This window comes from Shinella sp. GW821-FHT10F02 (genome assembly GCF_058809275.1).
On record NZ_JBXASL010000006.1, the window covers coordinates 251,364 to 268,666 of the forward strand.

23 protein-coding genes are annotated in these 17,303 nt (G+C 63.2%); 16 read left to right on the forward strand and 7 right to left on the reverse strand.

The window, feature by feature from the left end; translation table 11 throughout:
• Positions 1 to 8 precede the first annotated feature (8 nt).
• From rpsH to rplQ, 12 genes are all read left to right on the forward strand, one after another.
• A complete protein-coding gene (gene rpsH / locus AC1RWL_RS19960; protein ID WP_256116153.1) occupies positions 9 to 407 on the forward strand; it encodes a 30S ribosomal protein S8 in 399 nt (132 codons plus the stop codon).
• Between the two features lie 42 nt (positions 408 to 449).
• On the forward strand, positions 450 to 983 hold the full coding sequence (rplF, locus tag AC1RWL_RS19965; RefSeq protein ID WP_256116152.1) for a 50S ribosomal protein L6: 534 nt from the start codon (positions 450 to 452) through the stop codon (positions 981 to 983).
• A gap of 12 nt (positions 984 to 995) precedes the next feature.
• On the forward strand, positions 996 to 1,358 hold the full coding sequence (gene rplR / locus AC1RWL_RS19970) for a 50S ribosomal protein L18 (protein WP_256116151.1): 363 nt from the start codon (positions 996 to 998) through the stop codon (positions 1,356 to 1,358).
• Between the two features lie 128 nt (positions 1,359 to 1,486).
• On the forward strand, positions 1,487 to 2,053 hold the full coding sequence (gene rpsE, locus AC1RWL_RS19975) for a 30S ribosomal protein S5 (RefSeq protein WP_023515494.1): 567 nt from the start codon (positions 1,487 to 1,489) through the stop codon (positions 2,051 to 2,053).
• 13 nt (positions 2,054 to 2,066) lie between these two features.
• Positions 2,067 to 2,270, forward strand: coding sequence for a 50S ribosomal protein L30 (gene rpmD, locus AC1RWL_RS19980; RefSeq protein WP_256116149.1), 204 nt, complete (start codon positions 2,067 to 2,069; stop codon positions 2,268 to 2,270).
• Positions 2,271 to 2,281: 11 nt separating this feature from the next.
• Positions 2,282 to 2,761: a 50S ribosomal protein L15 gene (gene rplO, locus AC1RWL_RS19985; protein WP_493096246.1), complete on the forward strand. Its 480-nt coding sequence runs from the start codon at positions 2,282 to 2,284 to the stop codon at positions 2,759 to 2,761.
• Positions 2,762 to 3,076: 315 nt separating this feature from the next.
• Positions 3,077 to 4,417 (forward strand): preprotein translocase subunit SecY, encoded by a 1,341-nt coding sequence (secY, locus tag AC1RWL_RS19990; RefSeq protein WP_256116147.1) that lies wholly within the window; start codon positions 3,077 to 3,079, stop codon positions 4,415 to 4,417.
• Positions 4,414 to 4,998 (forward strand): adenylate kinase, encoded by a 585-nt coding sequence (locus AC1RWL_RS19995; RefSeq protein ID WP_493096245.1) that lies wholly within the window; start codon positions 4,414 to 4,416, stop codon positions 4,996 to 4,998. The genes secY and AC1RWL_RS19995 overlap by 4 nt, the downstream gene beginning before the upstream one ends.
• A 273-nt stretch (positions 4,999 to 5,271) precedes the next feature.
• The gene (rpsM, locus tag AC1RWL_RS20000) at positions 5,272 to 5,640 is read left to right on the forward strand and encodes a 30S ribosomal protein S13 (RefSeq protein WP_064329867.1); all 369 of its coding nucleotides are present in this window, start codon (positions 5,272 to 5,274) and stop codon (positions 5,638 to 5,640) included.
• A gap of 242 nt (positions 5,641 to 5,882) precedes the next feature.
• A complete protein-coding gene (gene rpsK / locus AC1RWL_RS20005; protein WP_023513823.1) occupies positions 5,883 to 6,272 on the forward strand; it encodes a 30S ribosomal protein S11 in 390 nt (129 codons plus the stop codon).
• A 103-nt stretch (positions 6,273 to 6,375) separates the two neighbouring features.
• A complete protein-coding gene (locus AC1RWL_RS20010) occupies positions 6,376 to 7,386 on the forward strand; it encodes a DNA-directed RNA polymerase subunit alpha (RefSeq protein WP_256116145.1) in 1,011 nt (336 codons plus the stop codon).
• Positions 7,387 to 7,431: 45 nt separating this feature from the next.
• Entirely contained in the window at positions 7,432 to 7,854 is a 423-nt protein-coding gene (rplQ, locus tag AC1RWL_RS20015) for a 50S ribosomal protein L17 (RefSeq protein ID WP_256116144.1), read from the forward strand.
• A 61-nt stretch (positions 7,855 to 7,915) separates the two neighbouring features.
• Here the strand turns inward: rplQ and AC1RWL_RS20020 are convergent, their stop codons facing one another.
• Positions 7,916 to 8,626, reverse strand: a complete 711-nt coding sequence (locus AC1RWL_RS20020; RefSeq protein WP_493096244.1) for a class I SAM-dependent methyltransferase — start codon at positions 8,624 to 8,626, stop codon at positions 7,916 to 7,918.
• Positions 8,627 to 8,830: 204 nt separating this feature from the next.
• Here AC1RWL_RS20020 and AC1RWL_RS20025 point away from each other — a divergent pair, with 204 nt between their 5' ends.
• Positions 8,831 to 10,000 carry a GGDEF domain-containing protein gene (locus tag AC1RWL_RS20025; protein WP_493096243.1) on the forward strand — a complete coding sequence of 390 codons (1,170 nt, stop codon included), beginning with the start codon at positions 8,831 to 8,833 and terminating at the stop codon, positions 9,998 to 10,000.
• 13 nt (positions 10,001 to 10,013) lie between these two features.
• Here AC1RWL_RS20025 and msrQ read toward each other — a convergent pair whose 3' ends face one another.
• Both msrQ and msrP read right to left on the reverse strand, forming a co-directional pair.
• Positions 10,014 to 10,670, reverse strand: coding sequence for a protein-methionine-sulfoxide reductase heme-binding subunit MsrQ (gene msrQ, locus AC1RWL_RS20030; RefSeq protein WP_493096242.1), 657 nt, complete (start codon positions 10,668 to 10,670; stop codon positions 10,014 to 10,016).
• On the reverse strand, positions 10,670 to 11,611 hold the full coding sequence (gene msrP / locus AC1RWL_RS20035) for a protein-methionine-sulfoxide reductase catalytic subunit MsrP (protein ID WP_492649679.1): 942 nt from the start codon (positions 11,609 to 11,611) through the stop codon (positions 10,670 to 10,672). The genes msrQ and msrP overlap by 1 nt, the downstream gene beginning before the upstream one ends.
• A gap of 204 nt (positions 11,612 to 11,815) precedes the next feature.
• Between msrP and AC1RWL_RS20040 the strand changes: the two genes are divergently transcribed.
• Both AC1RWL_RS20040 and AC1RWL_RS20045 read left to right on the forward strand, forming a co-directional pair.
• Positions 11,816 to 13,219 (forward strand): DegQ family serine endoprotease, encoded by a 1,404-nt coding sequence (locus tag AC1RWL_RS20040; protein WP_256116139.1) that lies wholly within the window; start codon positions 11,816 to 11,818, stop codon positions 13,217 to 13,219.
• On the forward strand, positions 13,216 to 14,523 hold the full coding sequence (locus tag AC1RWL_RS20045) for a replication-associated recombination protein A (RefSeq protein ID WP_439628677.1): 1,308 nt from the start codon (positions 13,216 to 13,218) through the stop codon (positions 14,521 to 14,523). Before AC1RWL_RS20040 ends, AC1RWL_RS20045 begins: the two co-directional genes overlap by 4 nt.
• Here AC1RWL_RS20045 and AC1RWL_RS20050 read toward each other — a convergent pair.
• On the reverse strand, positions 14,520 to 14,837 hold the full coding sequence (locus AC1RWL_RS20050; RefSeq protein WP_256116137.1) for a DUF1883 domain-containing protein: 318 nt from the start codon (positions 14,835 to 14,837) through the stop codon (positions 14,520 to 14,522). The two genes, AC1RWL_RS20045 and AC1RWL_RS20050, sit on opposite strands and share 4 nt — an antisense overlap.
• A gap of 269 nt (positions 14,838 to 15,106) precedes the next feature.
• Here AC1RWL_RS20050 and AC1RWL_RS20055 point away from each other — a divergent pair, with 269 nt between their 5' ends.
• Entirely contained in the window at positions 15,107 to 16,054 is a 948-nt protein-coding gene (locus AC1RWL_RS20055) for an alpha/beta fold hydrolase (protein ID WP_493096241.1), read from the forward strand.
• 112 nt (positions 16,055 to 16,166) lie between these two features.
• Here the strand turns inward: AC1RWL_RS20055 and AC1RWL_RS20060 are convergent, their stop codons facing one another.
• From AC1RWL_RS20060 to AC1RWL_RS20070, 3 genes are all read right to left on the reverse strand, one after another.
• Positions 16,167 to 16,343, reverse strand: coding sequence for a hypothetical protein (locus AC1RWL_RS20060; RefSeq protein WP_256116135.1), 177 nt, complete (start codon positions 16,341 to 16,343; stop codon positions 16,167 to 16,169).
• A gap of 98 nt (positions 16,344 to 16,441) precedes the next feature.
• A complete protein-coding gene (locus AC1RWL_RS20065; RefSeq protein ID WP_493096240.1) occupies positions 16,442 to 17,080 on the reverse strand; it encodes an alpha/beta hydrolase family protein in 639 nt (212 codons plus the stop codon).
• Between the two features lie 7 nt (positions 17,081 to 17,087).
• Positions 17,088 to 17,264, reverse strand: coding sequence for a hypothetical protein (locus AC1RWL_RS20070; protein WP_493158456.1), 177 nt, complete (start codon positions 17,262 to 17,264; stop codon positions 17,088 to 17,090).
• Positions 17,265 to 17,303: the final 39 nt, after the last annotated feature.

Sequence of the window (17,303 nt, forward strand, 5' to 3'; positions counted from 1 at the left end):
ACGGGCACATGTCTATGACTGATCCTCTGGGCGATATGCTCACCCGCATCCGCAACGGCGCCGCACGCCGCAAGTCCAGCGTTTCGACGCCGGCTTCCAAGCTGCGTGCCCGCGTTCTGGACGTCCTTCAGTCCGAAGGTTACATCCGCGGATATTCGGAAGTCGAATTCGGCAACGGCAAGGCCGAGCTGAACATCGAACTCAAGTACTACGAAGGCGCGTCCGTGATCCGCAAGATCGACCGCGTCTCCAAGCCGGGCCGCCGGGTCTATGTCTCGGTCAAGTCCATTCCGCAGGTCGCGAACGGCCTCGGCATCACCATCCTTTCGACCCCGAAGGGTGTGATGGCCGATCACCAGGCACGCGAACAGAACGTTGGTGGCGAGATTCTTTGCTCGGTCTTCTAAGACTGAGCAAGGATCTCCATAACGAACAGACAGGATAAAACAATGTCTCGTATCGGTAAGAAGCCCGTTCCGGTTCCCGCTGGTGTCACCGCGACCGTCGATGGTCAGACGGTCACCGCGAAGGGCCCGAAGGGCGAACTGTTCTTCGTCGCAAACGACGAAGTTTCGGTGAAGCTCGAAGACAACGCAGTTGTCGTTCAGCCGATCAACACGTCCAAGGATGCTCGTTCCAAGTGGGGCATGTCCCGCACGATGGTCGAGAACATCTTCAAGGGTGTGAAGGACGGCTACGAGCGCAAGCTCGAAATCAACGGCGTCGGCTACCGCGCGTCGCTGCAGGGCAAGAACCTGCAGCTCGCACTCGGCTTCAGCCACGACGTGGTCTACCAGACGCCGGAAGGCATCTCGATCGCTGTGCCGAAGCCGACGGAAATCATCATCTCCGGCATCAACAAGCAGCAGGTCGGCCAGGTCGCAGCGGAAATCCGCGAATACCGTGGCCCCGAGCCCTACAAGGGCAAGGGCGTCAAGTATGCCGAAGAGCGGATCGTCCGCAAAGAAGGCAAGAAGAAGTAAGGATCACGCGAAATGGCTAGCAGGAAAGAAGCTCTCGTGCGCCGCGCCAACCGCGTGCGCCGTTCCATCAAGGCGGTCGCCAACGGCCGTCCGCGCCTGTCGGTTCATCGCTCGTCGAAGAACATCTACGTACAGGTCATCGATGACGTGGCCGGCACGACGCTTGCGTCCGCCTCCACGCTCGACACCGATCTGCGCTCGTCCTTGAAGACGGGCGCCGACACGGCAGCAGCCGCTGCCGTCGGCAAGCTCATCGCTGAGCGTGCCGCCAAGGCCGGCGTCAAGGAGGTCGTTTTCGACCGTGGCGCCTTCATCTATCACGGCCGCATCAAGGCTCTTGCCGAAGCTGCGCGTGAAGGTGGTCTTAGCTTCTGATCTTTCGGCTGGGCGCGTAAAGCGCCTGCCGGTCAGCTCAGTTGGGTATTGGTCGCTTCCATTCCCTGAATGGGGGCGACTTTCGTCAATCTGCCGATTGCACCCGGAAAAGAAAAAGGAAAAGGACAATGGCACAGGAAAAGCGCGGTCGCGATGACCGCCAGAACCGCGAAGAGCGCGACAGCGAGTTTGTCGACAAGCTCGTCGCGATCAACCGCGTCGCGAAGGTCGTCAAGGGCGGCCGTCGTTTCGGTTTCGCAGCTCTCGTCGTCGTCGGCGACCAGAAGGGCCGCGTCGGCTTCGGCCATGGCAAGGCTCGTGAAGTTCCGGAAGCCATCCGGAAGGCCACCGAAGCCGCCAAGCGCGACCTCATCTTCGTACCGCTGCGCTCGGGCCGCACGCTGCACCACGACGTGCACGGCCGCCATGGCGCCGGCAAGGTTCTGCTTCGCTCGGCCAAGGCCGGTACCGGTATCATCGCCGGTGGCCCGATGCGCGCCGTGTTCGAAACGCTCGGCGTTCACGACGTCGTTGCCAAGTCGACCGGTTCGTCGAACCCGTACAACATGATCCGTGCGACCTTCGACGCCCTCAAGAGCCAGATGCACCCGAAGGACATCGCGGCACAGCGCGGCATGAAGTATGCCACGCTGCAGGCCCGTCGTGCGTCCGCCGGCGTCGCTTCCGAAGAATAAGGGAGTTTGAACAATGGCTAAGAAAGAAACCGCAACGAAGACGGTGACTGTCGAGCAGATCGGCAGCCCCATCCGCCGTCCGGCCGTACAGCGTGCAACGCTCGTCGGCCTGGGCCTTAACAAGATGCATCGGGTTCGCACGCTGGAAGACACTCCGTCTGTCCGTGGCATGATCCGTGCCGTCCAGCACCTCGTCCGCGTCGTCGACGAGAAGTGAGGGGATAGATCATGAAGCTCAATGAAATCAAGGACAACGAAGGCTCTACCAAGAACCGTAAGCGCGTAGGTCGCGGTATCGGTTCGGGCTCCGGCAAGACCGGCGGCCGCGGTGTGAAGGGTCAGAAGGCACGTTCGGGTGTGGCCATCAACGGCTTCGAAGGCGGTCAGATGCCCATCTACCGTCGCCTGCCGAAGCGCGGCTTCAACAACATCTTCTCGTCCGACTTCGCCATCGTGTCGCTGGGCCGTATCCAGGTCGCCATCGACGCCGGCAAGCTTGACGGCAAGGCAACGGTTGACGCAGCCGCTCTCAAGGCCGCCGGTGTCATCCGCCGCGTCAAGGACGGCGTTCGCATCCTCGCCGACGGCGAACTGACGGCCAAGGTGACCTTCGAAGTCGCCGGCGCCTCCAAGCCCGCCATCGAGAAGATCGAAAAGGCCGGCGGCTCGATCAAGCTGCTTCTCGCAGCTGCGGAAACCGCTGAATAATTCGACGAAATCTTCGCCCGGTGTGCTTCACACCGGGCGATTTTGCTCCCATATGTGAGCCTCACAACGACGGCCGGGAACCCCATCCCGCTGTTGTCCGGAATTTAAAACCAGGGTGAGGCCGGGATTGCTTGACAATCCGCGTTTCAACCGGTTTAGGCTCCATCCGCCGAGTTTGCCGCAACGGCAGACGGGCACGACGAATTTCAGCATGAGCAAACGGTCCGAGGAGGGCCGGGCGCCTGTGCCAAACGGATCAGCCATTCCGGACCTGGCCGGGCTCCCCGCCGCCGGATCGGCTTCGCGGAGAAATGCATGGCTTCGGCAGCGGAACAACTTGCCTCTAATCTCAACTTCTCGACTTTCGCCAAGGCGGAAGATCTGAAGAAGCGTCTCTGGTTCACGCTGGGCGCGCTGCTCGTCTATCGCCTCGGCACCTATATCCCATTGCCGGGCCTCAATCCCGATGCCTTCGCCCAGGCCTTCCAGGGCCAGTCCAGCGGCATTCTCGGCCTCTTCAACATGTTCTCCGGCGGCGCCGTCGAGCGTATGGCGATCTTCGCGCTCGGCATCATGCCGTACATTTCCGCGTCGATCATCGTGCAGCTGATGACCTCGGTCGTTCCCTCGCTGGAACAGCTGAAGAAGGAAGGCGAACAGGGCCGCAAGATCATCAACCAGTACACCCGCTACGGCACGGTGCTGCTCGGCACGCTGCAGGCCTATGGCATCGCGGTGGGCCTGGAAAGCGGGGCAGGGCTGGTCAACGATCCGGGCTGGTTCTTCCGCATCTCCACCGTCATCTCGCTGCTCGGCGGCACGATGTTCCTGATGTGGCTCGGTGAGCAGATCACCTCGCGCGGCATTGGCAACGGCATTTCGCTGATCATCTTCGCCGGCATCGTCGCTGCCCTTCCGGGCGCACTCGCCGGAACCCTCGAACTCGGCCGCACCGGCGCTCTGTCGATCGGCGTGATTCTCGCCGTGGTCGTCATGGCCGTGGTCGTCATCGCGCTCATCGTCTTCGTGGAACGCGCCCAGCGCCGGCTTCTGATCCAGTATCCGAAGCGACAGGTGGGCAACCGCATGTTCCAGGGCGATACGTCGCACCTGCCGCTGAAGCTCAACACCGCAGGCGTCATCCCGGCGATCTTCGCATCCTCGCTGCTGCTGCTGCCGGCAACGCTTGCAGGCTTCTCGAACACCGCCGAGCTGCCGACCTGGGCGACCGCCATCATCGCAGCCCTCGGCCATGGCCAGCCGCTCTACATGCTGCTCTACGCGGGCATGATCGCCTTCTTCGCCTTCTTCTACACGGCTATCGTCTTCAATCCGAAGGATACGGCCGACAATCTGAAGAAGCACGGCGGCTTCATTCCGGGCATCCGTCCGGGCGAACGCACCGCGGAATACATCGACTACGTGCTGACCCGCATCACGGTGATCGGCGCGGCCTACCTGATGTTCGTCTGCATTCTTCCCGAAATTCTCATCGCTCAGACAGGTGTGCCGTTCTACCTTGGTGGTACGTCGCTTTTGATTGTTGTCAGCGTGACCCTTGATACTGTAGCACAGATTCAGGGTCACCTGATTGCTCAGCAGTATGAGGGGCTGATCAAGAAGTCGAAGCTGCGTGGAGGAAAGAGGGGACGATGAGACTGATTTTTCTGGGGCCGCCGGGCGCTGGCAAGGGAACGCAAGCCAAGCTCCTGACGGAGAGGCACGGTATTCCGCAGCTTTCCACGGGTGACATGCTGCGGGCGGCCGTTGCCGCCGGCACGGATGTCGGCAAACGCGCGAAGGCCGTCATGGACGCCGGCCAGCTCGTCTCCGACGCCATCGTCAACGAGATCGTGTCCGACCGAATCGATTCGGCCGACTGTGCCAAGGGCTTCATCCTCGACGGTTACCCGCGCACGGTTCCGCAGGCCGAAGCCCTCGACCGGATCCTCGCCGGCAAGGGCATCGCGCTCGACGCCGTCATCGAGCTGAAGGTCGACGAGGATGCGCTGGTCAAGCGCATGGAGAATCGCGTGGCCGAAACGGTCGCCGCAGGCGGCACGGTTCGCTCCGACGACAACCCGGAAGCTTTCAAGCGCCGCTTGACGGAATACCGCGAAAAGACCGCGCCGCTGTCGAACTACTACGCATCGACCGGCAAGCTCCAGACGGTCGACGGCATGGCCAATGTCGACGTTGTGACGGCAGAGATTGCCGGAATCCTGGAGAACGCCTGATAGGAGCAATTCCGGGAAAAGTGTGAAGCGGTTGCTTTGCAGCCTGGAATCCGAAAAAGGATCTGCCGGGGAGTTGACTTTTTAGCCGATTCCCCCTTATGACAGCGCCAACTCGCGACATACCATTGCGATCGGCGCGGACTTCCAAGAACGAAGTCCGGGTGCGGTCGTTTTCGACGTGTCACGGACATCAACTGAGCGACGCGGCTTTGGAGCCGCTTCAAATGAAGAAGACCACTTGCCGGATGGCAACTGGAAGCAAGGAGAACAGGCGTGGCACGTATCGCTGGCGTCAACATCCCGACTGCGAAGCGCGTTGTCATCGCGCTGCGTTACATTCACGGGATCGGCCCGAAGTTTGCACAGGAAATCATCGAGAAGGTCGGTATCCCGGCTGATCGTCGCGTTCACCAGCTGACGGACGCAGAAATCCTGCAGATCCGCGAAGCCATCGACCGCGACTACCAGGTCGAAGGCGACCTGCGTCGCGAGACCTCGATGAACATCAAGCGTCTCATGGACCTCGGTTGCTACCGTGGTCTGCGTCACCGTCGTGGCCTTCCGGTCCGCGGTCAGCGCACGCACACCAACGCCCGTACCCGCAAGGGCCCGGCGAAGGCCATCGCAGGCAAGAAGAAGTAATTTCCCGGAAACGGGGAACAGGAGGCTGGCGCGTCGCGCCGGCCTCTTTTGAGTTTCGAGCGGGGCTTGGCGCCAAGCCTTTGTCCCGGTCGGTGGAGCTGCTGGCACTACGGCAGTGACGATATCGCCGCACGCGACGCCCTCGGGCCGGTGTGCAAATTTTATTCAGGGCAGGGGCCAAGCCCCCGCCCGGTGGAGCCGCTGGAACTACGGCGGTGTCGAGATCAACGAAAGGACTACCCATGGCCAAGGAAGCCGCACGCGTTCGCCGTCGCGAACGCAAGAACATCACCTCGGGTGTTGCTCACGTCAATTCTTCGTTCAACAACACGATGATCACCATCACCGATGCACAGGGCAACGCCATTGCCTGGTCGTCGGCCGGTGCAAAGGGCTTCAAGGGTTCGCGCAAGTCGACCCCGTTCGCTGCCCAGATCGCTGCTGAAGACTGCGCCAAGAAGGCCCAGGAACATGGCATGAAGTCGCTGGAAGTCGAAGTCTGCGGTCCGGGTTCCGGCCGTGAATCGGCTCTGCGCGCCCTCCAGGCTGCCGGCTTCATGATCACGTCGATCCGCGACGTGACCCCGATCCCGCACAACGGTTGCCGCCCGCGCAAGAAGCGCCGCGTCTGATCATCGCATTCGAATTGCTGCGGAAGCCGGTTTCCGGCTTTCGCGGATCTTCAGGGCTCGGCCGTCACGATTGGATGGTGGCGGCGAACGGAAGGCAAAACATATGATCCAGAAAAACTGGCAGGAACTGATCAAGCCGAACAAGGTGGAGTTCTCCTCCTCCGGCCGCACCAAGGCAAGCCTTGTTGCCGAGCCGCTGGAGCGGGGCTTTGGCCTGACGCTCGGCAACGCGCTGCGTCGCGTTCTCCTGTCGTCGCTGCGCGGTGCGGCTGTTACCGCCGTGCAGATCGACGGCGTGCTGCACGAGTTCTCGTCGATCCCGGGTGTCCGCGAAGACGTGACCGATATCGTGCTCAACATCAAGGAAATCGCCATCAAGATGGATGGCGACGATTCCAAGCGTATGGTCGTGCGCAAGCAGGGTCCGGGCGTCGTAACGGCTGGTGACATCCAGACGGTCGGCGACATCGAGATCCTGAACCCCAACCATGTCATCTGCACCCTCGACGAGGGCGCCGAAATCCGCATGGAGTTCACGGTCAACAACGGCAAGGGCTATGTGCCCGCCGACCGCAACCGTTCCGAAGACGCGCCGATCGGCCTCATCCCGGTCGACAGCCTCTACTCGCCGGTCAAGAAAGTGTCCTACAAGGTGGAAAACACCCGCGAAGGCCAGGTTCTCGACTATGACAAGCTGACGATGTCCATCGAGACCGACGGCTCCGTCACCGGCGAAGATGCGATCGCGTTCGCGGCCCGCATTCTTCAGGACCAGCTCTCGGTCTTCGTCAACTTCGACGAGCCGCAGAAGGAAGCCGAAGAAGAGTCGGTCACCGAGCTCGCCTTCAACCCGGCGCTCCTCAAGAAGGTCGACGAACTGGAACTTTCCGTCCGTTCGGCGAACTGCCTGAAGAACGACAACATCGTCTACATTGGCGATCTCATTCAGAAGACCGAAGCCGAAATGCTTCGCACCCCGAATTTTGGTCGCAAGTCGCTGAACGAAATCAAGGAAGTTCTCGCTTCCATGGGCCTGCACCTCGGCATGGAAGTGCCGGCATGGCCGCCTGAGAACATCGAAGATCTCGCAAAGCGTTACGAAGACCAATATTAACCATCAAACGGCAGGTTTTCAGCCTGCATGTGAAGGAGAACCGAGATGCGCCACCAGAATTCGGGCCGCAAACTCAACCGTACTGCCAGCCACCGCAAGGCGATGTTCGCCAACATGGCTGCCTCGCTCATCGAACATGAGCAGATCGTCACCACGCTGCCGAAGGCGAAGGAAATTCGCCCGATCGTCGAAAAGCTCGTCACCCTCGGCAAGCGCGGCGACCTGCACGCTCGTCGCCAGGCGATCTCGCAGATCCGTGACGTTGCCGTCGTCGCCAAGCTGTTCGACGCCATCGCAACCCGTTACGCCACCCGCAACGGCGGCTACCTTCGCATCATGAAGGCTGGCTACCGTCGTGGCGACAATGCTCCGCTCGCCGTCATCGAATTCGTTGACCGCGACGCTTCCGCAAAGGGCGCGAAGGACCTCGCCCGCACGGAAGCCGAAGCGCAGGCCGAAGCAGCCTGATCGCCGGTTTACGGGATTGAATAAAAAGGCCGGGGCATGTCCCCGGCCTTTTTCTTTGCGGCTATTTCGGCTTTCGCGCCCGCGCCATCAGCGTCCAGCCCCAGTCGCGCCGTTCCATGATGGTGCGCCACGCATGGCCCACCGCAGGCCCCAGAAGGGCGTTCAGCCTTCTGCCGGCGAGGATGTGGCGAAAGCCCTTATGGGCGATGGGCGTGACCGAGACGAGGTTTTCCACATTGAAATGCGGCCGGAGCAACGCGTCGAGCTGCCACCGGTCTACCCAGTTCCGCAGCTGTCCGGGGGCAGGCGGCGGTATCTTGCAATGGGTGCTGAGCACGGTCCTGTTCTGCGTGGCAAGCAGCAGCAGGCCGCCGGGGCGCAGAAGCTGGGCGATGCGGGCGACGAAGGCTTCCTGATCGGCGACATGGGAGAGCACTTCCAGGCTGACGATGACGTCGAAGCTGGCATCCGCAAACGGCATCGTCGCGAAATCCCCGGTGATGAAGCCGACACCGGGCCAGCGCGCCTGCGCCCGTCGCAGCACGTCGTCCGAAAGGTCCGTGCCGATGACCCGGCCATATCGGGAGAGCTGCGGACAGAACCAGCCCGTGCCGCAGCCGACTTCCAGAATATCGAGATTGCGGCCCGGCTGCTCGTCGAGCCAGCCGGTGACGACTTCCGCCTGGCGCCGCGAGACCTCGCTGATCCGGTCTTCCCGGTTGTCGGCGTTCCAGGTGTTCCAGAAGGTGCGCTGGTTTTCGAGCGTTTCCATCGCGGCAGGATGGATCGCGTGGTTCTTTCGCGCCAGCTATCCATCCGTCGTCCAGAATATCTCATTGGTGGTAGGCGCGGCGATGGCGGTTAACGCCTGGCGCACCGTGAAAATCCGGAGGAAACATTCTGGAAAGCATATTCCTACGGATTGTCTTTAGCCCCGCGATTTAAAGTTCTGGCGGAGTTTAATCGAGTTTGAGTGATGGCCGAGAATTTCGCATACCTGCTGCCGATGGTTCTCACCCTGTTTGGCGTCGCATTTCTTGTCGTGGCGCGCTTCGGCAATCGCGCCGCCTTGTTCTGGGGCGCGGGTTATCTCTGTGCCGCGATCGGCTTCCTCGCGCCGCTTCTGCAAGCCGTCGCGCCGGTCTTCGTGGTGGCGCTGACGGCGGATGCCGCTTTCCTCAGCGCCTTCCTCCTCTACGGCCACGCTCTCGTCACCCACTTCGACGCGCCCCGCCTTGTGGGCGCCCGCCTTGCCATGGCCGCGCTCGCCTATGCCGGCATCGGCTACGCGGTTCTCGCCGCAGAGAGCCTGCGCTTCGAGCTCTTCATCAGTGATGTCGCCTGCTGCGCCCTGCTGCTGGTCGCAATGGCATCCTCGTGGCGCCGGTCGAGCAGCTGGATCGATCGCGCATTGTTCGGCGCAGTGGGGTTCGTGGTGCTGGAGACCTCCGTGCGCACGATCGTCTTCTTCATCATGGCCGGCACGCTGGCGATGGACGAATTCATCGGCTCGTCCTACGCCTTCGTCATGCAGATCACGGCAACCATCGGCGCGCTGCTGATGGCCCTGACGGCGCTTGCATCGGTCGCGCTGCGCATCGTCGAGGGGCACCGGAAGGCGGCGGAGGAAGACCCGCTGACCGGCCTTCTCAATCGCCGTGGCTTCGAACAGTTCATCGGCCAGAATGCGCGCGCCGCAAAGGGTGAGGCCGCCATCATCGTCGCCGACATCGACTGGTTCAAGTCGATCAACGACCGATTCGGGCATGCCGCCGGCGACGAGGCCATTCGGGAGGTTGCCGCCCTGCTGCGCACGCTCTCCTGGCCGGGCGTTGCCGTGGCGCGCTTCGGCGGCGAAGAGTTCATCGCACACCTGCCGAACTGCCGCTTGCAGGACGCCCATACGCTCGCGAACACTGTCCGCATCGCGCTGTCAGAGCGTGACCTGAGCGGCATCGGCATCGACCGCTCGATCACCGCCAGCTTCGGCGTGGCCGTAACCGCGGCTGGCGACCATAGCATCCATGATGCGATCAGCCGCGCCGACAGGCTGCTTTATCTCGCCAAAAGCAATGGCCGAAACCGGGTCGTCAGCAGCGTTGCTGAGGGATCGCCGCAGGCAGGACCGAAGCTCTTCGTCGTATAATGAATGGCCTCGGCTAGGCCGAGCGTTCCTGCCCGCGAACGCTGGTCGCCTGCGGCCTTGCCCGTTTCTTCCCGCGCAGCATCGGCCGTATCAATCGATAGGCGAGAAGCAAGAGGACGAGGACGATATAGAGCCATTGCTCCGGCCCCACGACCTTCACTGCCATGGCGAAGTGCAGCGCGCCGCAGGCCGCAATCACGTAGACGAGCTTATGCAGCCTGACCCAGCGCGGCCCGAGTTTTCGGATGGACCAATTGTTCGAGGTCAGCGCCAGCGGGATCAGCATCACGAAGGCCGCCATGCCGATGGTGATGAACGGCCGTTTGGCGATGTCGGTGATGATAGCTGCGAAATTCAGGTATTGGTCGAGCACCATATAGGTCAGGAAGTGCATCAGCACGTACCAGAAGGCGAGCAGCCCGAGCGCCCGCCTATAGCGCACCCAGTTGATGCTGAAGAGATCGCGGATCGGCGAGATGGCGAGCGTTAAGACGAGGAAACGCAGCGCCCACAGGCCGAGCAGGTGTTCGAACTCCTTGACCGGATTGCCGGGCAGGCGGCCGGTCGCGCCGAGATAGAAGCCATAGGCCGCCGGCAGGAGGCCTATGGCATAGAGCAGCCAGATCGACGCCGCATGATATTTGCGGGGCAGGGCGGGCAGGCCGGCCATCAGAAATTCGCCCGAAGGTCCATGCCGGAATAGAGGCCTGCGACCTCCTCGGCATAGCCGTTGAAGGGCAGCGTCGGGCGGCGGTTCGCGCCGAAGAAGCCGCCTTCGCCGATGCGGTTCTCGCTTGCCTGGCTCCAGCGCGGGTGGTCGACCTCCGGATTGACGTTGGCATAGAAGCCGTATTCGTTCGAGGCGGAGAGGTTCCAGGTGGAGGGTGGCTGCTTGTCGGTGAGGGTGATCCGGACGATCGACTTGATGCCCTTGAAGCCATATTTCCACGGCACGACGAGGCGGATCGGCGCGCCGTTCTGGTTGGGCAGCGTCTTGCCGTAGACGCCGACGGCGAGGATCGCCAGCGGATGGCGCGCCTCGTCGAGACGCAAGCCCTCGACATAGGGCCAGGGCAGCGGCTGGAAGAAGCCGGACTGGCCCGGCATTTCCTCTGGCCGCACGACCGTCTCGAAGGCGACGTATTTCGCGTCGCCCAGCGGTTCCACCTTGTCGAGGAGGGCGGCAAGCGGAAAACCGATCCAGGGGATCACCATCGACCAGGCTTCGACGCAGCGCATGCGGTAGACGCGCTCTTCGAGCGGCAGGGCCAGCAGCTCTTCCAGCCCGAATTCCTTCGGCTTGCCGACAAGGCCGTCGACCTTCACCGTCCAGGGCGTCGGCTTGAAGTCCGTCGCATTGGCCACCGGGTCGCCCTTGCCCGTGCCGAATTCGTAGAAATTGTTGTAGCTGGTCACGTCCTTTTCGGGCGTCAGCGTCTCGTCGACCATATACTGGCTTTTGGACGCGGTCAGAGGCGCTGCGAAAGCGGCCGAGCCCGCAGCCGCCAGCGCACCACCCGCCGCTGCGGCGAGAAAGGAGCGGCGGCTGAGGAAACAGTGTTCGGGCGTGATCTGCGAGGCGGGGACGCGGGGCGGGCGGTAGAAGGACATGGCGGGGGCTCGATCTGTTGGTTGCTTTCCCTGGTTCCTACGTAAACAAGGCTCGTGTTGTTTCAACGGCCGCAAAAGATTTCCGGCGACCACTTTTTCGTGCGTTGCGCGTGACGTCGATCATTCGGTCCGACGCGGCGCAGTTTGCCTTTTTTCCTGCGAAATCCTATCTGATCGTGGCGCAGACACGAAGGAGACTCGTCCATGCCGAAAGTCCGCATCCTGCTTGCCGCCCCGCTCGTCGTTGCGCTCGCGTTGGTCACGCCCGCAACCGCCGAGGAGCGCACCGTGCCGCAGTCGCGCACGGAAATGCAACTCTCCTTCGCGCCGCTCGTCAAGCAGGTCGAGAATGCCGTCGTGAATGTCTATGCCGAGCGTGTCGTCGAGCGCCGCTCGATCTTCGAAGGTGATCCCTTCTTCGAGGAGTTCTTCGGCCAGCGCATGCCGAACCGCAGCGAAAAGCAGTCGTCGCTCGGCTCGGGCGTCATCGTCGGCTCCAAGGGCATCGTGGTGACGAACAACCATGTGATCGAGGGCGCCAGCGACATCAAGATCGCGCTGGCGGATGGCCGCGAATATGAAAGCACGGTGGTGCTGAAGGACGAGCGCGTCGACCTCGCGGTGCTGAAGATCAAGGCGGATGCCGATTTCACGGCGCTGCCGCTCGGCGACAGCGACGCGGTGCAAGTCGGCGACCTGGTGCTCGCCATCGGCAACCCGTTCGGCGTCGGCCAGACGGTGACGAGCGGCATCGTCTCGGCGCTCGCGCGCAACCAGGTGCGCTCCGGCGATTTCGGCTTCTTCATCCAGACGGATGCCGCGATCAATCCCGGTAATTCCGGCGGCGGCCTGATCAACATGAACGGCGAGCTGATCGGCATCAACACCGCGATCTTCTCGCGCGGCGGCGGCTCGAACGGCGTCGGCTTCGCCATCCCGGCCAATCTGGTAAAAACCTTCGTCGCCAGCGCCGAAAACGGCAGCGCCAGCTTCGATCGCCCGTTCATCGGCGCGACCTTCGAGGCGGTGACGTCCGAAGTCGCCGAGGCGCTCGGCCTGGAGCGGGCGCGCGGCGCGCTGATCTCGCAGGTGCAGGCTGGCAGCCCGGCGGAAAAGGCCGGCATGAAGGCGGGCGAGGTCGTCACCGCCGTCAACGGCGTCTCCGTCGAGCATCCCGATGCGCTCGGCTATCGCCTCACCACCGTCGGCATCGGTGGCACGGCGCGAATCACGGTCGTCAACAACGGCAAGGAAGAGGAGCTGACGCTCTCGCTCGACCGCGCGCCGGAAACGACGCCGCGCGACGAACGGCTGATCGAAGGCCGCAATCCCTTCTCCGGCGCCGTGGTCGCCAATCTTTCGCCGCGCGTCGCCGAGGAGCTGCGCATGCCGACCAACCGGGCGACGACCGGCGTCGTCGTGACGGAGATCAACCGCGGCTCGCCGGCCGCGCGCATCGGCCTCCAGCCGCGCGACATCATCATCGAGTTGAACGGCACACAGGTCGCCTCGACCGAGAATCTCGCCTCCCTCGTCAACGAGGACCCGTCCATCTGGCGCGTCGAAATCGAGCGTGACGGCCAGCGCATCCGCCAGTTCTTCCGATGAGCGACCTCTTCGCCCCGCGTGAACCGGAGGACATGGCGGCGAAGCGGCCTCTTGCCGATCGCCTGCGCCCTCGCACGCTCGGCGAAGTCTCCGGCCAGGAACACCTGACCGGTCCGGACGGCGTGCTGTCGCGCATGATCGAGGCGGGCTCGCTCGGCTCGATGATCTTCTGGGGGCCGCCCGGCACCGGCAAGACGACGGTGGCGCGCCTTCTCTCCGGCGAAACCGGTCTCGCCTTCGAGCAGACGTCGGCGATCTTCTCCGGTGTCGCCGAGCTCAAGAAGCTGTTCGATGCCGCCCGCGCGCGCCGCATGGGCGGGCGCCAGACGCTGCTCTTCGTCGACGAGATCCACCGCTTCAACCGCGCCCAGCAGGACAGTTTCCTGCCGGTCATGGAGGACGGCACGATCGTGCTCGTCGGCGCCACCACGGAAAACCCGTCCTTCGAGCTCAACGCCGCTCTTCTCTCCCGCGCCCGCGTGCTGACCTTCAAGCCGCATGACGAAACCAGCCTGGAGGAACTTCTGAAGCGCGCCGAGGCGAGCGAGGGCAAGCCGCTGCCGCTCGACGAGGAAGCGCGCATGTCGCTGCTGCGCATGGCGGATGGCGACGGGCGGGCGGTGCTGACGCTGGCCGAGGAAGTCTGGCGTGCGGCGCGCGCCGACGAAACCTTCGGCCAGGACGATCTCTTTCGCATCGTGCAGCGCCGGGCACCGGTCTACGACAAGTCGCAGGACGGCCATTACAATCTCATTTCCGCCCTGCACAAGGCGGTGCGCGGCTCGGACCCGGATGCCTCGCTCTATTACCTGACGCGTATGCTGGACGCTGGCGAGGACCCGTTGTTCCTCTGCCGCCGCATGGTGCGCATGGCCGTCGAGGATATTGGTCTCGCCGATCCGCAGGCGCTCGTCGTTTGCAATGCGGCGAAGGACGCCTATGACTTCCTCGGCTCGCCGGAGGGGGAACTGGCGCTGGCGCAGGCCTGCATCTACATCGCGACGGCGCCTAAATCCAACGCCGTCTATACCGCCTACAAATCGGCGATGCGCGCGGCAAAGGAAAACGGCTCGCTGCTGCCGCCCAAACACATCCTCAACGCGCCGACCAAGCTGATGAAGGGCGAGGGCTACGGCGACGGTTATCGCTACGACCACGACGAGCCGGACGCCTTTTCCGGCCAGGACTATTTTCCGGAAAAGATGGGCCGCCGGACCTTCTACGACCCGCCGGAGCGCGGCTTCGAGCGGGAATTGCGCAAGCGGCTGGAATGGTGGGCGAAGCTGCGGAAAGAACGAAGCTAAGAGGCGGCGTTGAAGCGCGGCGCCGGCTTCTGCGGTGCCAGCGGCACGATCTTGATCGACGATTCCGCCTTGCCCGTATGCCCCTCCATATCGACCACCACATGCCAATGGCCGTTTTCCGGTATCTTCAGCCGGATCGGCGATTGTTTGGCGACGCCGCCCAAGAACTTGTGCTGGCGGGCATTCTTGAACAGGTCGAAATTGGCGTGGCTCATCAGGCGCACATTGGCGACCGCCGAGAGCGTGATCTCGATCGTCGTGCCGCCGCGCTGCATGTCGAGATCGTAATGCGTGTAGGAAAAGCTGTGTGCCATGGCCTGCCCGGACGTATCTGGTTTTGCGCTAATGTTCGCACGCGCCGGTTAATGTTCCCTTCCGTGCCGGTGGTGGCGGACTATCGTTGATAGCCCATTCTTTTCAATTGATTGCGGGCGACACCGGATTCAATCCGGCAGCCGCTTGATTCGGTTTATCAGGCTTCTTGCAAAAAATTTCACGCCGCCCTGTCGGCGCGGGCATGGGGCCGTCGTCCTTGAGGCATGGAACCGGCGGGCCTGCCGGTCAGAACCCCGAGGAGAGAGACATGCCGAAAATGACCATCATCACCCTGGTGACCGCCGCCCTTGCCGCCTTCGTGCCGGCGGCCGCCGTTCTGGCCGAGGAGATCAAGGAAAACCCCTTGCAGGGCGAGGCCGGCGTGCCGGACAAGGCGGGCCATCTGGAGGTGAACGGCATCAACTATTACTACGAGATCCGCGGCGAGGGCGAGCCGCTGTTGCTGCTGCATGGCGGCCTCGGCCAGATCGAGATGTTCGGCGCCAACCTGAAAACTTTGCAGGACAAGCGCCAGGTGATCGGCGTCGATCTCCAGGGCCACGGCCGCACGCCGCTCGGCAACCGGCCGATCGATATCCCGGCAATCGGCGCGGACATGGCCGAGCTGGTGGAAAAGCTGGGCTACGACAAGGTCGACGTGCTCGGCTATTCCTTCGGCGGCGGCGTCGCATTGCAGATGGCGGCGCAGGCGCCGGACAAGGTGCGCCGCCTCGTCATCGCTTCCGCGCCCTTTGCCCGGAACGGCTTCTTCCCGGAAATGCTGCCGCAGCAGGCGGCAGTTTCCGGCGCCATGGCCGAGATGATGAAGGAAACGCCGATGTACAAATCCTACGCCGCCGTCGCGCCGGATGTCTCGGAATTCCCGAAACTGCTCGATGCCATGGGTGCGGCGATGCGCGGGGACTACGACGCCTCCGATGCGGTGGCGAAACTGTCCATGCCGGTCATGCTGATCTTCGGTGACAGCGACATGATCCGCCCGGAACACATCGTCGAATTCTACCAGAAGCTCGGCGGGGGATTGCGGGATGCCGGCTGGATGCGGGAGAACATGGCGAAGAACCGCCTCGCCATCCTGCCGGGCCTGACCCACTACGAGACGTTCGCGGCCCCGGCGCTCGTCAGCACCGCTCTGCCGTTCCTGAATGGCGAGACCAACACACAGAGCTGGGCTGGCCAGGTCGACAACAACTGATTTTCAAAAGAGAGAAGCCCGGATGCGAGGATCGCATCCGGGCTTCATCACGTCCGTGAGACCGTCTGCCGGCGGCAGCCGCACTCCAATCGACCCCAGATCGGGGCAGCGCTCAGTGGCAGACGCGGACGCGTTTGATGATCAGGTTGCCGTAGTAGTCGTAGCTCTTGATCTTCTTGATGACGCAATAGGGCTGGTAGTCGTAGCTGTAGTAGCCGGCCTGCGAAGGGGCGGCGAAGGAAGCGACGGCGGTAAGAGCGACTGCGGCGGCGAGAATGAAGTTGCGCATTGTGGGGTCCCTTCTGGTTCGGTTGGGATGGTTCGTTCCATCCAGTGACTGAACAATCGCATGGGACCGTGTTGCGCGCTGTTCCGCATGGAACAGGCTTAGCCGAGCGTCTGCGTCCAGGCCTTCACCGTCTTCGCCATGGTGGCGAGGTGGTCGGCGGCGGAGAAGCCGGAGATGCTCTTGCGCGGCTTGAGGTCGTGGTCGCCGTCTTCCAGCCAGAGCACGCGGATGCTGTCCGGCAGTCCGTAACCCGGCACCTCGTCCTTCGTGCCGAAGGGATCGCGGCTGCCCTGGCAGATGAGGGCCGGCGTCTTCAGGCCCATCAGGTGGGCGGTGCGCAGCTGTGCGGGTTTTTCCGGCGGATGGAACGGATAGCCGAGGCAGAGCAGGCCGGCGATGCGGCCCTCAGCAAAAAGATCGTCCGCCACCATGCTGGCGACGCGTCCGCCCATCGACTTGCCGCCGATGACGAGCGGCCCCTTCGCCGCGAGCTCTGCGATGGCGTCGAGAAATTCCGGGTTCAGCGTCTCGGCCTTCGGCGGTGGCCGGCGGCTGCCCTCGTTGCGCCGGGCGGCCATGTAGGAAAACTCGAAGCGTGCGACGCGCAGGCCTTCCGCCGCGAGCGCCGTGGCCGCGGCGGTCATCGCCGGCGAATCCATCGGCGCGCCGCTGCCATGCGCGAGAAGCACGGTGGTCGGGGCGTTCTCCGGGCCGGTGAACAGGAAGCGGGCGCTCATCGCTGCCTCACTTCGCGTGGTCCTTCACGTCGCCGGGCGCGATCGGGTCGCTTGCCGGAAAGGTCTCTTCGAGCGCCTCTTCCAGATAATCGTCCTGCTCGGTCTTGGCATCCTTGTCCTTCTGCCGGGCGCGCTCGGCTTCCAGCGAGGTCTTCGGGCTGTCCTTCTCGGTCGGCATCGTCATCTCCCGTGTTGCTTTCTTCCAAGATAGGGCATTTTCCCG

Bases quoted from the DNA above. Each gene is read 5' to 3' on its own strand.
- AC1RWL_RS19995 (WP_493096245.1), top strand. From the start codon at position 4,414: ATGAGACTGATTTTTCTGGGGCCGCCGGGCGCTGGCAAGGGAACGCAA.
- msrQ (WP_493096242.1), bottom strand. From the start codon at position 10,670: ATGGCCGGCCTGCCCGCCCTGCCCCGCAAATATCATGCGGCGTCGATC.
- AC1RWL_RS20020 (WP_493096244.1), bottom strand. From the start codon at position 8,626: ATGGAAACGCTCGAAAACCAGCGCACCTTCTGGAACACCTGGAACGCC.
- rpsH (WP_256116153.1), top strand. From the start codon at position 9: ATGTCTATGACTGATCCTCTGGGCGATATGCTCACCCGCATCCGCAAC.
- AC1RWL_RS20040 (WP_256116139.1), top strand. From the start codon at position 11,816: ATGCCGAAAGTCCGCATCCTGCTTGCCGCCCCGCTCGTCGTTGCGCTC.
- rplQ (WP_256116144.1), top strand. From the start codon at position 7,432: ATGCGCCACCAGAATTCGGGCCGCAAACTCAACCGTACTGCCAGCCAC.
- rpsK (WP_023513823.1), top strand. From the start codon at position 5,883: ATGGCCAAGGAAGCCGCACGCGTTCGCCGTCGCGAACGCAAGAACATC.
- msrP (WP_492649679.1), bottom strand. From the start codon at position 11,611: ATGTCCTTCTACCGCCCGCCCCGCGTCCCCGCCTCGCAGATCACGCCC.
- rpmD (WP_256116149.1), top strand. From the start codon at position 2,067: ATGGCTAAGAAAGAAACCGCAACGAAGACGGTGACTGTCGAGCAGATC.
- AC1RWL_RS20065 (WP_493096240.1), bottom strand. From the start codon at position 17,080: ATGAGCGCCCGCTTCCTGTTCACCGGCCCGGAGAACGCCCCGACCACC.
- AC1RWL_RS20070 (WP_493158456.1), bottom strand. From the start codon at position 17,264: ATGACGATGCCGACCGAGAAGGACAGCCCGAAGACCTCGCTGGAAGCC.
- rplO (WP_493096246.1), top strand. From the start codon at position 2,282: ATGAAGCTCAATGAAATCAAGGACAACGAAGGCTCTACCAAGAACCGT.
- rplF (WP_256116152.1), top strand. From the start codon at position 450: ATGTCTCGTATCGGTAAGAAGCCCGTTCCGGTTCCCGCTGGTGTCACC.
- AC1RWL_RS20055 (WP_493096241.1), top strand. From the start codon at position 15,107: ATGCCGAAAATGACCATCATCACCCTGGTGACCGCCGCCCTTGCCGCC.
- secY (WP_256116147.1), top strand. From the start codon at position 3,077: ATGGCTTCGGCAGCGGAACAACTTGCCTCTAATCTCAACTTCTCGACT.
- rplR (WP_256116151.1), top strand. From the start codon at position 996: ATGGCTAGCAGGAAAGAAGCTCTCGTGCGCCGCGCCAACCGCGTGCGC.
- AC1RWL_RS20025 (WP_493096243.1), top strand. From the start codon at position 8,831: ATGGCCGAGAATTTCGCATACCTGCTGCCGATGGTTCTCACCCTGTTT.
- AC1RWL_RS20050 (WP_256116137.1), bottom strand. From the start codon at position 14,837: ATGGCACACAGCTTTTCCTACACGCATTACGATCTCGACATGCAGCGC.
- AC1RWL_RS20045 (WP_439628677.1), top strand. From the start codon at position 13,216: ATGAGCGACCTCTTCGCCCCGCGTGAACCGGAGGACATGGCGGCGAAG.
- rpsE (WP_023515494.1), top strand. From the start codon at position 1,487: ATGGCACAGGAAAAGCGCGGTCGCGATGACCGCCAGAACCGCGAAGAG.
- AC1RWL_RS20010 (WP_256116145.1), top strand. From the start codon at position 6,376: ATGATCCAGAAAAACTGGCAGGAACTGATCAAGCCGAACAAGGTGGAG.
- AC1RWL_RS20060 (WP_256116135.1), bottom strand. From the start codon at position 16,343: ATGCGCAACTTCATTCTCGCCGCCGCAGTCGCTCTTACCGCCGTCGCT.